We start from the raw sequence: 13,604 nt of genomic DNA, 5'->3' as shown, positions 1-13,604 counted from the left end.
GAGAAACCATGAGCCTGCAATTTAGCGTACTTGCGAGCGGGAGTACCGGTAATGCTTTATATTTGGAAACCGATGACCACGCTTTTTTAGTTGACGCAGGACTTAGCGGGAAGGCGATGGAAGGGCTGATGGCGCAAATTGACCGAAAGCTTGATCAGCTTGACGGCATTTTTGTTACGCATGAGCACAGTGATCATATAAAAGGACTTGGTGTGCTGGCAAGAAAATATGAGCTGCCCGTTTACGCCAATGAAAAAACGTGGAAGGCGATGGAAGGGCATATCGGCAAAATGGATAACGGCCAAAAATTCGTGTTTCCAATGGAAACCGTCAAATCGTTCGGCTCCCTCGATGTCGAATCGTTTGGCGTATCCCACGACGCCGCAGAGCCGATGTTTTATGTTTTTCATTACAATGGCCGAAAGCTCGCTTTGATTACGGATACGGGCTATGTCAGCGACAGAATGAAAGGCATTATCCGCTCGGCAAACGCTTTTGTTTTTGAAAGCAATCATGATGTCGGCATGCTGCAAATGGGCCGCTATCCGTGGAACATCAAGCGCCGGATCTTAAGCGACGTCGGACATGTATCCAATGAGGACGCAGCACTCGCAATGACTGATGTAATCGGTGATGAGACATCGAGAATTTATTTGGCTCATTTAAGCCAGGACAACAACATGAAAGAGCTGGCGAGAATGTCCGTCCAGCAAACGTTGGCTGCCAAAGGATTTGCAGCGGGAGAAACGTTTGACTTATATGATACCGATCCTAAGAAACCGACACCTCTTGTAGCGGTGTAAATTTTACTGATTGAATGATTAATCTGCGGGCAGATGATCCACACTATATACATATATCGTTCCTTGAAAGGATTTGAATATAGTGGAGTTTAATCATGATGAGGAAAAATTCGTTCGGGAAAAGCCGGTGAGAAATTGGAGAAGCTTTTTGTTTTCAAGCCTGGTCGGCGCTGTTATCGGCGCTCTTTTAACAGTGTTTGCCCTGCCGTATCTCTCGCAGCAGGGATGGCTGCCGTACAATCTGCAAGTCATTGAAGCGCGCGGAGGTCAAGGAGCTCAGCAGGGCGGTGCGGTCCGCAATGTATCCGTCAACGTGAACAATGAAGTCACACAAGTGGTCTCTAAGGTTTCTGATTCTGTTGTCGGCGTTATCAACATCCAAAAAACCGGTGTATGGGATGGAGACAGCGAAGCGGGAACAGGCTCGGGCGTTATTTATAAAAAGGACGGCAAAACATCCCACATTGTGACCAACCACCATGTCATTGAAGGGGCATCCCAAATCGAAGTCAGTCTGAATGACGGAACGCGGATTCCGGCAAAACTGATCGGCAGTGATAAACTGATGGATCTGGCCGTCCTGCAAGTCAGCAGCAATAAAATAAAAGCGGCTGCTGAATTCGGAGATTCTGATAAAGTGAAGACAGGCGAGCCTGTCATCGCGATTGGAAACCCGCTCGGCCTGCAGTTTTCAGGGTCTGTTACACAAGGAATCATCTCAGGAACCGAACGCGCTGTTCCGGTCGATTCAAACGGAGACGGACAGCCGGACTGGAATGCCGAAGTATTGCAGACGGATGCTGCCATTAACCCGGGCAACAGCGGAGGCGGACTGTTTAATATTGATGGAAAAGTCATCGGCATTAATTCGATGAAAATCGCTGAATCAGCCGTCGAAGGCATCGGTCTGAGTATCCCTGCCAACCTTGCCATTCCGGTTATCGAAGATTTGGAAACGTACGGAGAAGTAAGACGGCCGTATTTCGGAATTGAGATGAAATCACTTGGCGACATTGCAAGCTACCACTGGCAGGAAACGCTTAAACTGCCGAAAGACGTAACATCAGGGGTCGTTGTAATGGGCGTTCAGCCGGTGTCTCCTGCAGGCAGAGCCGGTTTGAAAGAGCTTGATGTCATCGTCGAATTCAACGGTGACCGCGTTTACGATATCGTTGATCTGCGTAAAAAGCTTTACACCAAAAACGTCGGCGATAAGGTGAAAATCAAATACCTGCGGGGCGGAAAAGAAAGAACAACAGAAGTAAAGCTGTCCCGATCCAAATTGGGAAGCTGATAAAGACAGTCTGGCCGGTACGGCCGGGCTGTTTTTTTATTATGCCAAGTCTGAGGAATGATCGTCAAAAGTCAAAAATGGGATAGTTAGAGAGGAAAATAAGACTTTCCGGATGAATAATCGGGTTTTTAGGGTGTGAAATCGAAGTTTTTGCTTCAATAAAAATGAGAGTTTCTAAAAAATGGACAAAACATCATATTGCGTTTCAATTTCGCGTACGATATGATGATTTAAACATTTTGGCAAAGGCAGATTCACTGCGAAAATCAAGGCGGAAAGGGAGATAGGATGAGTCAGCATGCACTTGTATTACAATCTGATTTTGGCCTTGATGACGGGGCGGTAAATGCGATGTACGGCGTGGCTTATTCAGTTGACAGTTCACTCCGGATTTTTGATTTGACGCACAACATTCCCGTTTTTCACATTTGGGAGGCTTCCTATCGGCTGCTGCAGTCCGTTTCTTATTGGCCTGAAGGCACTGTCTTCGTGTCTGTCGTCGATCCAGGTGTCGGTTCAGAACGCCGCAGCGTCGCAGTCAGAACCTCTTCCGATCAATATATCATCACACCGGACAACGGAACACTCACCCATATCAGCCGGCAGAATGGGATTGTCGAAGTGCGCTATCTTGATGAAGCGCAAAACAGGCTTCCGAGATCAGGCGAATCACATACTTTCCATGGACGCGACATTTACGCTTACACCGGGGCAAGACTGGCAGCCGGGATTCTAAGCTTCGACCGGATCGGTCCTGAAGTTTCAACAGATTCCATCGTCAAACTTCCGGTCATGGAAGCTTATATCGAAAATGATTGGATAACCGGAACGATCGACATTTTAGATATCCGGTTTGGAAACCTTTGGACAAATATCAGCCGTAAACTGTTCAAGTCACTTGACGTTCAATACGGAGATCCTGTGGAAGTGGTCATCAAACACGAGGACACCAAAGTCTATCAGCAAACGATGGCTTTTGGACGGTCGTTTGCCGATATGCCGGTCGGTAAGCCGGTTGTTTATATCAATTCATTAGACCGCCTGGGTATTGCCCTCAATCAAGGATCCTTTGCCAAAACACACCATATTGGCACCGGCATCAACTGGCAGATTTCTCTTCAAAAAAGTATACAGCGGTAAACAAAAGAGCCTGAATTCCAATCAGGCTCTTTGTTTTTTGTTTCATTCTTATGACATAAAAACGGTTGTCACACATTTTTCAGCTAATCGAGAAGGCGGCAATCCTTTTTAAAAAATAGTACATTTGTCATATTGGTACCTAAGTCATATTGTCTAAAAGCAGAGAAAAGAATATATTGAGGGGGTGTGCCGCTGCTATGAAAAAATTCATTCAATTCATTTGTTTGGAAAACGAGTGTCCGGAGGAATGATATGAACGACAATGTGCAGACTGCGTTGAAAACGCTGTCTAATGTAAAGAGCAGAAGTATCGTGTCCGTTTTTGTGCTATGTCTGATCACACTGGGGGTTTACATACCATACTGGTTTCTATCCAGGAAAAAAAGCTTCGATTTGCTGCCTTATCATGATATTCCCTACACCACGTTAAAAGCTATCATATTTTATCATTTATTTTCGATTCCAATTAGAATATCAGCAAAAATTGCTTTTCCTGACATGCATTACAGCCTTTATATGCTGCTCGACCGCGTGATTTTGATTCTGTCCGCAGGTGTTTTGATTTACTGCGCACTGGTGGTGACCGCTTCATTAAACAAGCTCTCAGGCAAAGAACCTGCGAATGGATCCATTTTTGCGTTCCTTTTGAATGTCATTTACATTCAGCACAGAATCAATAAACTTTCCGAGCCGAAAAGCGAATGGCTGAGCAAAGCATCATGATCAATAAACAAGGAAGTGAAGCACAATTTGATGTTGAAATCAAAAATTAAAATTGACTTAAACAAACCGAGAAAAAAACCGGCAATCCGTTTAATGCCAATGACGGAAGAAGACTTTAAGACATACCATGCCTATTCCATCCAGCATTACGCCATGGAGAAAGTAAAAGCGGGCACATGGACAGTGGCGGAAGCGATGGAGAAAGCAGAAGAGCAATTTGCAGCTCTTTTGCCAAACGGCATTGAAACGAACAACCATCATCTATGGTCAATCATGGACGACAGTGAGGATGCCGCAGGTTGGCTTTGGCTCTACGCTGACCCGCACCATCCTCAAAAGGAAGCATTTATTTACGATTTCGGGCTTTATGAAGCGTATCGAGGGCAGGGAATCGGCCAGCAGGCTTTAGCCGTCTTAGAAGAAGAGGCAAAGCAATTAGGAGTCCAAAAGCTGTCCCTGCATGTATTCGCCCATAATAAAAAGGCGAAGCGGCTTTATGAAAAAATGAATTTTGAGACGACGGATTTGCATATGAGCAAGAGGCTGTAAGATCAAAGCTGTGAAGCTTTGATCTTTTTTCATGGCCAATGTTCCACATGAAACAAAGCGTGTCATTATTCCTATTTGAGAGAGGTGGGAAATAACGAAAAAAAGACAAAATGATTCGAATGAACCTCTTTATGTTACGCAATGACAGATTGCATATTACAAAGGTAAAAATATGACGAATAATGTCCTATTGATTGTCGAATTTCTGCAGGTAAATACGAAATAGGGATCAGGCGAAAAGATACAATTTTTTTATTCCGGTCAAAAAAAAGAATCCATATACCTAAAAAAATCCCAATTTGACACTTCAATGGATTTTGATTTATTGCATTCAATATAGTACATTTTGATAAGGAAAGTGGAAAAGTATAGATGACAAGGATAAAAAGACCTGGAAGAACAGTTTTAAGGAAAGAAGAGTGTTTCAGCATGAGTAAGGAATTAGAAGAATTTCCGAAAATAAAAGCCATATATGCGGTGTTATTAACAATCATAACGTCTGGCATATACATCCCGTACTGGTTTCTTTCAAGAAGAAAGAATTTAGAACGATGCCAAATTAAGCTTCCCTATGTCGCCATTAAAGTGACACTGCTGTTAAGCGTACTTTCAATTTTGGAGCCTTTTTGGACTTTTTATTCAATCACATTTCAAAGTGAAGACCTACTGCCATGCAGCAACAGCATTTTGCTTCTCCCGCTGCGCCCCGGACACAGCTTTCTCCCGCAGCTCTCATTTCTCCTTTTTTGGACGATCAATCTAGTTAGCGCATTTAAGGTTAGAAAAGCGTTTATGGGGTTGTCAGAAAAGCCGGTTAACGGGTTTTTGACTTTCATTCTTAACGTTTCATATTTGCAGCATGTCACGAATCACCATTCTTTAATTGTTCAGGAGAAAAGAGAAGCAGTATAAAAACAAGATTAAAGCATCAGCGAGGTTAGCTGGTGTTTTTTATTTAGAGAGAACAGAGTTATCCAGAGGAATATAAAAGCTTGTGGATAACCTTATGAAGTCATGCTAAAACCTACTAACATGTGCATAAATAGGGTATATTGAATAAGGAGCTTTTTTATAAAAGAGCCCAATGATACAGATATTGGAGGGACTTTTATGAAGTCTTGTGAAGAGCATATTGAAACCGTCATTGACATGTATGTGGATGAAGAAGAATTGGCCCCTGAAATCAGAAAAATCGAACATACACACAGTTTATCCACAACCTGTGAATTGTGTGATAAGCCTGCAGTATATATAGTGGGGAACGAATGATCGGACACTAAATACACAACCTTTATCCACAATTGTGGATAATGTATCTGAATAACTTGTTCTTAAAGTGGGGATGACCTGTGAATATATCAATCGTAGCAATCGGAAAACTAAAAGAAAAATATTTAAAACAAGGAATCAACGAATACATCAAACGGCTTTCGGCATACGCAAAAGTCGACATCATCGAACTGCCGGACGAAAAAGCACCGGAAAACCTAAGCGATCAGGACATGAAAATCGTCAAAGACAAAGAAGGCGAACGAATCCTCTCCAAAATCAGCCCTGACGCCCACGTCATCGCCTTGGCAATCGAAGGAAAAATGAAAAGCTCAGAAGAATTAGCCGATAATATGGATAGACTCGCCACATATGGGAAGAGCAAGGTAACCTTCGTCATAGGTGGCTCACTCGGCTTGAGCGACGCCGTCCTGAAGCACGCAGATGAAAAGCTGTCGTTTTCAAGGATGACGTTCCCGCATCAGCTCATGCGGCTGATTTTGCTGGAACAGGTTTATCGGGCGTTTCGGATTAATCGAGGGGAGCCTTATCATAAGTGAGTGAGGTTCTACTTATGAAAGTTATTAAAGTACTTTAAGATTCTAATTACAGGATTATTAAATTTATAGCAGTTTGAATCTTTCAATCAAAACTTAGAGATTTTTATAAGGGTGTTTATATTTTAAAGAATTAAATATATAAGGAGGATTATATGAAAAAACTCAAGTTTACTATTGAGGATAAAGAAATTGCTGAATTATTGGGAAGACAAAATTTTTCTTCTAGAGAATCAGCAATTTTTGAGTTATTGAAAAATTGTTATGATGCCGGATCTAAAAATTGTGATATATATATAGAATCGGATTGCATAAAAATTATTGATTCTGGTGATGGAATGAATCAAGATGACATCGAATCAAACTGGATGCATGTAGGTAAAAGTAATAAAGGTTATAAAAATGAACAACATAATAGAGTGTTAGCGGGATCCAAAGGTGTAGGAAGATTTGCGTTAGCAAGATTAGGAGATAGTGTAAAGGTCATATCAAAAAAAGAAAAAGAAAAAGCTGTAATTTGGGAAACTGACTGGCTAACATCTGGCGTTAAAGAAACTAGTGTTGATTTTTCCAAAGGAACTATAATAGAGATTTCAGATTTAAGGGATAGCTGGCGGTGGAAAAATGTTGAGACTTTAATTAGCTTTATTAGTCGTACATATAAAGGAAGTGACATGAAAATACATGTTCATTTTGAAGGGGAAACTTATAATATAAACCCAATATTTGAAGGTATAAAAATGGGGGTGAATTATGTTTCTAAAATAACAATGCGATATGAAAGCGAAAAAATGAGATTGTCAGTTATTATAGAATCCGATGAATTTAGATCAGAAGTAAAAGAGATAATTAAGCCTATTTCTGAAAGACATTATGAAAACAAATTTGACATGATAAATGAAATAAAAAAAGATGAAGTCGAAGAGCTTGAGCAACATCTCAAGGAATTAGGAGATTTTTCGGCAGAATTATATTTTTATTTAGGCAGAAAAAGTTTAGATTTAGCAGAAAAATTTATGTATAAATACAATGAAATAGATAAAATTGATACGGGTGTTATTCTGTATAGAAATGCATTTAGTATTTCTTCACTTGATGGAAAAAAAGATTGGCTTGATATAGGTTCTCGAGCTCGATTATCTCCAGCAGCAGCTTCACATCCTACAGGTAGTTGGCGGGTAAGGCAAAATCAATTATTTGGATTTGTTATGATTGATAAGAATAACAACCCAATGTTAAAAGATTTGGCTAATAGACAAGGGTTAGAAGAAGATGACTATTACCAATTATTCAAAAGTATAATTGGTTTTGGAATAAGTAGGTTTGAGAGATACCGTCAATCAATTATCAGGAAAATTCAGCAGTATAATCAAATTAAAGAAAAACAAAAAAAAAATAATAAAAAACTAAAGCATTTTTTAAATAAGCCAACAATTGTAACAAAAATGTCAGAGAAAGAGCTTGTTTCTTTAGTAGATGAAGTAAAAGGTATTCAGCGTGAAGCCAAAGAACAATCAAAAGCACGTGAAGAAAGTTCTAAACAACACAAATATGATGTTAGAATATTAAACGTGTTAGCAACTCAGGGATTGCGAGCAAGTGCCATAGCACATGAACTACATAATAAAAGGAACTCTTTAGAAACCGGTTATAATAACATTATTGAAGCTTTGAAGGAATACGGTTTTTGGGAGGAATTAAATTCAGATGAATTTACAAGAGTTGCGTACAAAAATGTGCCCCAAACATTAGAACGTTTAGAGGAAATCAACATAAAACTAATTGCATTTCTAGATGTGATTCTGAGTAAAATTGAAAAAAATAAGTTTAGTGAAAAAATTGAATCTATCGAAAAATCTATAGAAAAAATCGTTGAAACCTGGATCCAACAGTATACATGGTTGAATTTTAAACTGAATATCAGAAATGATATGATAGGAAAATATGAAATTACAAATGATGTATTAGAAGTAATATTTGATAACTTAATTTTAAATAGTATTCAGCATAATGAGATGAAAGATAGGTTAATAATTAAAATTGATGTAGAAATAAAAGACAGAACAATATGCTTGGAGTATGGTGATAATGGCATTGGTTTAAGTCCTAAATATAAAAATGAACCAAAGAGAATATTAGAAGTACACGAAACCTCCAGAGATGATGGACATGGTTTGGGAATGTGGATTGTTAACAATACACTTCACATGTATGAGGGAGAAGTGACTGAAATAAATGGGAATAAAGGGTTTAATATGCATTTTAGTTTAAAGGGATGAGCAGATATGAAGATGAAGGAAACCATAAATATATGTTATATAGATGATAGAATCGATTATATCTTGGATAAATATTTAGATGAGTACTGTAAAAAACAAAATGAAGAAAATGAATATGGTTATCAATTAAAATTTACAGACTATGAATTTGAACTTACAGATAACTACAAAACTTTATTGAGTAATAATTTAATAAATCAAGCTAATATTATTGTAATTGATTCTAGATTATTCGAAAATGAGAATTCCAGTTTGAGTAAATTTACAGGTGAACAATTTAAAATAATATTAAGACAAATTTTGCCCTTTATAAAAACGATCGTTATTAGCCAAAATGATTCAGCATCTGATTCATTAACCATAAGAAAATTTAAATCAACAAATAGTGACCAGTCTTCCCAAGAATATTATAATAAATATCTAGAGCCTGCATTAAAACAGAATATTATAGCAACAATAGAAGAGCACCAAATTTTAAATCAACTAACACTTGAGAATGAAGTAGACTCTTTATTGATAGGGACAATACAAAACACTATTTCTGGAATTCGAGATACAGCTTTATTTGAGAAAGAGGACTTGGATAATTTGATAAAACTATTTAATGAGGTTAAGGTTAAATATGGAGACTAATATAGTAAAGATAAAAGATTATAGAAATACTTCTTATAAGAATGATGATTTTACATTAGGGAATAAAAAGCTTGTTTTTATGAAGAAATTTAAAACTGATCATCCTAAAGTAAGGAATATATATAATACTTTAAAAAATAGAACAAATAAATATAATAGTGAATTTAGAAGAATATATTATAATAAATGTGCGTATTGTGGAATAAGTACTCAAGTAATTGACTCATCCAGGTTTGAAGTGGATCATGTAATACCATTATCAACATTAAAAATCAATTTAGATTATTCCCGAGACAAAATAAATGGTATTGAAAATTTAGTCAACAGTTGTCAAATGTGTAATAGAGGAAAGCGAGATTTTTATTGTGATGAAGAAAATTTAAAAATACTGCATCCAGATTACAATTGTCTACCCCAAATCTTTTATCGTAAAAAAGATTATTCAATAGATATTAATGAAGATTATGGAAAAAATAGTGTTATTATCGAATTTTATAGGAAATTAAAATTTGATAATCAATTAAGACGGTTAGATTACCTTTTGATGGAGATGAAAGATTTTTGCGATATACACGAAGGAGAAGCTATAATAAATGATATTCAAAAACTCATTTTCAAAATTGAAAGTAAGAGAAGAGCAAACTATTAATTAATTGGAGAGTACCGTGAAATACAAATGCCAGATTTTTACACCGGGTGAATATGTAGAGAAGATGTTGGATTCTATAGATTATGTTGGGGAACAGGTTTTGGGAAAATACATACTTGAAAACTCCTGTGGAGAAGGTAACATCTTAATTAAAATCGTAAAAAGATATATTGAGGCAGCTAAAAGCTTAAGGTATTCAAAACAACGTATAAAAAAAGATTTAGAAAAATATATTTTAGGTTATGAAATTGATAAAAAGGTTAGAAACAAGTGTATTACAAACCTGAATAATGAAGTAAAGAAATATGGAATATCCCAAGTAAAATGGAATATTAGAGATGAAGATTACTTAAAACATCCAATTGGAGAAAAAGTGAATTTTGTTGTAGGGAACCCTCCTTATGTTATGTATCAAAACTTAGAACTGAATGAAAGAAAATTCCTCAAAAAAAACTTTTTATCATGTTCTAAGGGTAAATTCGATTATTGCTATGCATTTATTGAGAAAAGTATTAGAGAACTTAATGTTAATGGCAGAATGGCTTACATTGTACCAAATAGTATTTTTAAAAATGTATTTGGCAAAGAATTAAGAGATATTATGAAGAGTTCATTGGAGACAATTTATGATTATAAACAAAGTGTTGTCTTTGATAAAGTACTTACTTCACCAGCCATTATCTGTTTAAATAATATAAAAAGAAAAACTTTTATAACATATCATGATGTTGATAATCAGGAAATATATCAAATTGAGAAAAGTACTCTGGGCGATAAGTGGTTATTTTCACCCTGTGAAGCTGATACAAACTCGGTCTCTTCAAAAAAATTTGGTGACTTTTTTAGAGTATCAAATAGTGTTGCTACATTATTAAATTCAGCTTATGTGATAAGCAAAACGGATATTCTGAAAGAAGATAAACATTATATTGAGTTAAATGGTTTTCGGATAGAAAAAGATGTACTTCGTTTTGCTGCAAGTCCTAGAAGTTATTCTATTAATAGAGAGGAATATATTATTTTCCCTTATGATTATTCAAACGGCAAATTGGTGAAATTTGAGGAGGAAGAGTTTAAAGTAAAGTATCCAGGTGCATATAATTATTTATTAAGTTATTCTATGCAGTTAAAATTAAGAAAATCAGATAAGTCATCGAAATGGTTTGAATATGGTAGAAGCCAAGCTTTATTACATTTGAATCAGGAAAAGATATTATTGTCTTCTGTTGTTACAAATGAAGTTAACACCTATCGGTTAGATAAAGATACTATACCATATTCAGGTTTTTTTATTATTCCTATAGCTAATATGAGCTTGGATGAAGCAGATAAAATTCTAAAATCTGAAAAGTTTTTTGCTTACCTTTCATTACGAGGAATAAATGCTAATGGAAAGTCACTGCGTTTTTCTGTAAATGATATTATGAACTATTCAATAAATTAGGGTATTAAGTTTTTTATTTATATATATAACTAAAAAAGCGATTCTAATTACACATTTTTTTAAGGAGGTAAGTACTAGCCCTTCCCTTGTTTATTATTATGTCTTTTTTCAATAATAGTAAATAAGGGTCGGACCTATAAACTATAAGAGGGTGTCTATGAAATTTGCAAAAGAGTTTGAATGTATATTCAGGTGTAATACCTTTATACTTGTTTTTTTATCTCTTCTTCTACTCGTTTTATATCTCATTCTGTCTAGCGTGTAACTCCTACAAATATATCCTATATACTCCGATCATAGTTGGAACTTTACTTTGTCCAGAAGTTTTTTAACCTGCTTCTTTGACCAAATTAATAGCGTCTGTGTAAGAAATTATTTTTTGCCCTTAGTAATTTTAGTGTATCCTCAAGTTTGTCCGTATTGGCCGTGTCGATGTAAACCCGGTTGTTTTTACGAAAAATCTGTTCGATTTCCGGGTGCTGATACAGCCTCTCGAGCGACTGTTCGGGATCGACTATAAATGAAACCGAATGCTTCGATATTCTTGATTTTATTTGGAACGGCGTCCCGTCAGCTACTATGCTGCCGTCTTTAAACAGCAAGATTCGTTGCGCGGCATCATCTGCTTCCTGTAAGTAGTGTGTAGAAAAAATGATTGTTTTTCCTTGCTCTGCGAGCGTTTGAACCGTGTGCCAAAAGCGGTTTCTTGAAGTGATATCCATTCCGACCGTGGGTTCGTCAAAGATCATCAGTTCTGGATCGCCGGCAAGTGCCAAGGCAAAGCCGAGACGCCGCTTTTGCCCGCCTGTGTTTTTAAATCCTTGTCTGTCAAACCTGTCAGCGCTCTAAGCTTCTGAAAGGATAGAGGCTTTGGATAGTAGCTCCTAACGAGTTCGATAATTTCACCTGCACGCAAACCAGGCATCACACTGACTTCCTGCAGCATCGTGCCGATTTTTTCACGCACCCGTTTTTCATGCGGTATGGAACCGAATAATGTGATGTTGCCTGCCGTCGGTTTTAACAGCCCCAATATCATAGAAATCGTTGTTGTTTTCCCGGCGCCGTTTGGCCCTAGAATGGCTATAATTTCTCCTTTTTTAATTGAAAAATCTATCTGATTAACCGCCGTTTTTTGGCGGAATGTCTTTGTCACATTCGTCAAGCTCACAACATCGCTCATGGCTTACAGACCACCTCCTGATTTACTCATTCCATTGTATAAGCTGAGGGAGGCGGATTTTAGTAAGTGATGTCATGAAAATCGGGTGACAAATGTCATTTTTTAAAAAAATAACAGGGAGCTAGCGAACGGTGCTAAAAAGCAAATGAAGTGGGGAGATTACGGTAAGTAAACGAGCAGAGCGCCATCATCATCAACGCATCATGGAGATAGAGAGAGCGGTCTTCAATTGGGAAAGAAGCTCTCTCTACTTAAAAGGAGAGTCTCAACCATTATGATTAACCGGATACTTCCTCCCATTCTTCACAATCTTCTCTTCCACAATCTCTTTTACATCCAGTCCAAGATCGTTACATAACATGAATGAGTAGATTAAAACATCTGCGATTTCTTCACGGATGTTTTCTTTATTGGCTTTGAGTGCTTCTTCACTGCTGATCCATTGGAAGTCTTCGAGCAGCTCGGCTGCTTCGATGGAGATTGAGATGGCGAGGTCTTTTGGGTTATGGTATTGTCTCCAGTTTCGTTCATCTCTGAATTCGTTGATTGCGTTGATTAGGTTTTGGATATCGTTCATGATGATTTTCCCCTTTCTCGAGTAGCATGATATGGAGTAAATTCTCTTTTTTCAAACACAAGTTCATTCATTGTTTCAGCCTCTGAATCTCTTTTTTTAAAATAATAGTACCATATTTATGGCAGCCTATTGATATAAGTATGCAAATATTTTCCGGAGAAAGAGTCGGAAAAAGCGGCGTGCGGTTGTCACGGACTCTATGATGACAAGGAAGCAGCTATAACAAAGCGTTTTTTTGTTGAAATAAAACTTAGTAGCCAAGCCTCGATAGAAGGTGGCTGTTAATCAGATCAGAACGGCATTGGATCAAAGAATTAAACATGACCGTGAGCTGCGGAAGAAGTGTTGCTAGAACAATTTATCATGATATGGAGAAATCAGGTGGGGAGCGTATCATAAGTAAATGAGGTTTTTTTAGATTTTCACTCTAATAGATAAAAGAGGTCGTCTGAAAAGAGAAAACGCCTTCCTTTCATACCACCTCTGCAAAATGGACTACCAAAG

The 13,604-nt window shown here is 37.3% G+C and carries 13 protein-coding genes and 1 pseudogene; 12 read left to right on the top strand and 2 right to left on the bottom strand.

Annotated features, from left to right (window positions below; genetic code table 11):
• The first annotated feature begins 8 nt into the window (after positions 1-8).
• The 12 genes from M1D59_RS21925 to M1D59_RS21870 all read left to right on the top strand — a co-directional run bounded on the left by M1D59_RS21925 (position 9) and on the right by M1D59_RS21870 (position 11,340).
• Positions 9-803 carry an MBL fold metallo-hydrolase gene (locus M1D59_RS21925; protein WP_003177960.1) on the top strand — a complete coding sequence of 265 codons (795 nt, stop codon included), beginning with the start codon at positions 9-11 and terminating at the stop codon, positions 801-803.
• An 82-nt stretch (positions 804-885) separates the two neighbouring features.
• Positions 886-2,097 (top strand): S1C family serine protease, encoded by a 1,212-nt coding sequence (locus M1D59_RS21920; RefSeq protein ID WP_026580409.1) that lies wholly within the window; start codon positions 886-888, stop codon positions 2,095-2,097.
• A 288-nt stretch (positions 2,098-2,385) separates the two neighbouring features.
• The gene (locus M1D59_RS21915) at positions 2,386-3,237 is read left to right on the top strand and encodes an SAM hydrolase/SAM-dependent halogenase family protein (protein WP_043054529.1); all 852 of its coding nucleotides are present in this window, start codon (positions 2,386-2,388) and stop codon (positions 3,235-3,237) included.
• Positions 3,238-3,489: 252 nt separating this feature from the next.
• Positions 3,490-3,960, top strand: a complete 471-nt coding sequence (locus M1D59_RS21910) for a hypothetical protein (protein ID WP_020453614.1) — start codon at positions 3,490-3,492, stop codon at positions 3,958-3,960.
• Positions 3,961-3,990: 30 nt separating this feature from the next.
• Entirely contained in the window at positions 3,991-4,509 is a 519-nt protein-coding gene (locus M1D59_RS21905; RefSeq protein WP_035338110.1) for a GNAT family N-acetyltransferase, read from the top strand.
• Between the two features lie 429 nt (positions 4,510-4,938).
• Positions 4,939-5,421 carry a DUF4234 domain-containing protein gene (locus M1D59_RS21900; protein ID WP_458117701.1) on the top strand — a complete coding sequence of 161 codons (483 nt, stop codon included), beginning with the start codon at positions 4,939-4,941 and terminating at the stop codon, positions 5,419-5,421.
• 198 nt (positions 5,422-5,619) lie between these two features.
• The gene (locus M1D59_RS21895) at positions 5,620-5,778 is read left to right on the top strand and encodes a CxxH/CxxC protein (RefSeq protein WP_003177948.1); all 159 of its coding nucleotides are present in this window, start codon (positions 5,620-5,622) and stop codon (positions 5,776-5,778) included.
• An 80-nt stretch (positions 5,779-5,858) separates the two neighbouring features.
• Positions 5,859-6,338, top strand: a complete 480-nt coding sequence (rlmH, locus tag M1D59_RS21890) for a 23S rRNA (pseudouridine(1915)-N(3))-methyltransferase RlmH (protein WP_458117700.1) — start codon at positions 5,859-5,861, stop codon at positions 6,336-6,338.
• Positions 6,339-6,490: 152 nt separating this feature from the next.
• Positions 6,491-8,614, top strand: a complete 2,124-nt coding sequence (locus M1D59_RS21885) for a sensor histidine kinase (RefSeq protein WP_105981340.1) — start codon at positions 6,491-6,493, stop codon at positions 8,612-8,614.
• Between the two features lie 6 nt (positions 8,615-8,620).
• The gene (locus M1D59_RS21880) at positions 8,621-9,247 is read left to right on the top strand and encodes a hypothetical protein (RefSeq protein WP_105981339.1); all 627 of its coding nucleotides are present in this window, start codon (positions 8,621-8,623) and stop codon (positions 9,245-9,247) included.
• Positions 9,237-9,896, top strand: coding sequence for an HNH endonuclease (locus tag M1D59_RS21875; RefSeq protein ID WP_158700710.1), 660 nt, complete (start codon positions 9,237-9,239; stop codon positions 9,894-9,896). Before M1D59_RS21880 ends, M1D59_RS21875 begins: the two co-directional genes overlap by 11 nt.
• 16 nt (positions 9,897-9,912) lie before the next feature.
• On the top strand, positions 9,913-11,340 hold the full coding sequence (locus M1D59_RS21870; protein WP_199792117.1) for an Eco57I restriction-modification methylase domain-containing protein: 1,428 nt from the start codon (positions 9,913-9,915) through the stop codon (positions 11,338-11,340).
• Positions 11,341-11,747: 407 nt separating this feature from the next.
• Here the strand turns inward: M1D59_RS21870 and M1D59_RS21865 are convergent.
• Positions 11,748-12,523: pseudogene (locus M1D59_RS21865) on the bottom strand (ABC transporter ATP-binding protein); the annotation flags it as partial.
• A gap of 265 nt (positions 12,524-12,788) precedes the next feature.
• On the bottom strand, positions 12,789-13,100 hold the full coding sequence (locus M1D59_RS21860) for a nucleotide pyrophosphohydrolase (RefSeq protein WP_105981337.1): 312 nt from the start codon (positions 13,098-13,100) through the stop codon (positions 12,789-12,791).
• Positions 13,101-13,604: the final 504 nt, after the last annotated feature.

Source organism: Bacillus sp. PK6-026 (assembly GCF_054161455.1).
Note: the sequence above shows the minus strand (reverse complement) of the source record. Positions and strands in the feature narration are given on the sequence as shown.